3 protein-coding genes are annotated in these 1,035 nt (G+C 59.0%); all 3 read right to left on the reverse strand.

The features are described 5' to 3' along the window. Window positions 1–204: 30S ribosomal protein S14 (rpsN, locus tag A2I95_RS41960; protein WP_291738162.1), on the reverse strand; the 204-nt coding region annotated here is incomplete at its 3' end. Between the two features lie 19 nt (window positions 205–223). Further along, the gene (gene rplE, locus A2I95_RS41965; protein WP_035919890.1) at window positions 224–787 is read right to left on the reverse strand and encodes a 50S ribosomal protein L5; all 564 of its coding nucleotides are present in this window, start codon (window positions 785–787) and stop codon (window positions 224–226) included. Continuing rightward, window positions 787–1,035 (reverse strand): 50S ribosomal protein L24 (gene rplX, locus A2I95_RS41970; RefSeq protein WP_291738163.1); only part of this gene is annotated, 249 nt, incomplete at its 5' end. The genes rplX and rplE, both read right to left, overlap by 1 nt.

Consider the following 1,035-nt stretch of genomic DNA (forward strand, 5'->3'; position numbering starts at 1 on the left):
GCCGGTGAGCTGGCAGCGGTTGTGAAGACGGGTTGCCGACGAGTTGCGCGGCAGTTTCGCCAGTTTCAGACGCGCTTTGAAACGCTCTTCCATCGGGCGGCTTTCGTCTGTCGCGATCTCTTTCAGCTCGGCGCGTTTTGCGGCATATTTTGCCACCAGACGCTCGCGCTTCTTCTCGCGTTCGATCATGCTTTTCTTAGCCATGTCTCTGTCCTTCCCGCGCTCAGCTGTTGAAGGGCATGTTGAAAGCTTTCAACAGCGCCTTTGCTTCCGCGTCAGTTTTCGCGGTGGTGGCGATCACGATGTCCATGCCCCAGTTTTCATCGATCTTATCGAAATCGATTTCCGGGAACACGAGATGCTCTTTCAGACCCATGGCATAGTTGCCGCGGCCGTCGAAAGAGGTGCCCGAAACGCCGCGGAAGTCGCGGATACGGGGCATCGCAATGGTGATCAGACGGTCGAGGAATTCGTACATCCGGTCACCGCGCAGGGTCACCTTGGCGCCCATCGGCATGCCTTCGCGAACGCGGAAGCCGGCGATGGAGTTCTTTGCCACGGTGGTCAGAGCTTTCTGGCCCGCGATAAGGGTCAGGTCGGCCTGAGCGGACTTGGCTTTCTTGCTGTCTTTGACAGCAGCGCGGCCACAGCCGATGTTCAGAACGATTTTCTCCAGCTTGGGGAGCATCATGTCGTTCTTATATGCGAACTCTTCTTTCAGGGCGCCACGGATGGTGTCCTTGTAAAGAGTTTTCAGGCGCGGGGTGTAGGTTGCAGCGTCAAGCATCAGACAGTCTCCCCGGTGGTCTTGGCGAAGCGCACCTTCTTGCCGTCTTCCTCGCGGAAGCCGACGCGGGTTGCTTTGCCGTTGCTGTCCAGCAGCGCCAGGTTCGACAGGTCGATCGGCAGTGCTTTGGGCAGACGGCCGCCCTGTTCGTTCTGCGACTGGCGGGTATGGCGGATGGCCATGTTCACGCCGTCGACGATGGCTTTGCCGGCTTTCGGGTCAACGGAGGCGATGGCGCCTTCTTTGCC

The organism is Leisingera sp. F5 (assembly GCF_001593695.1).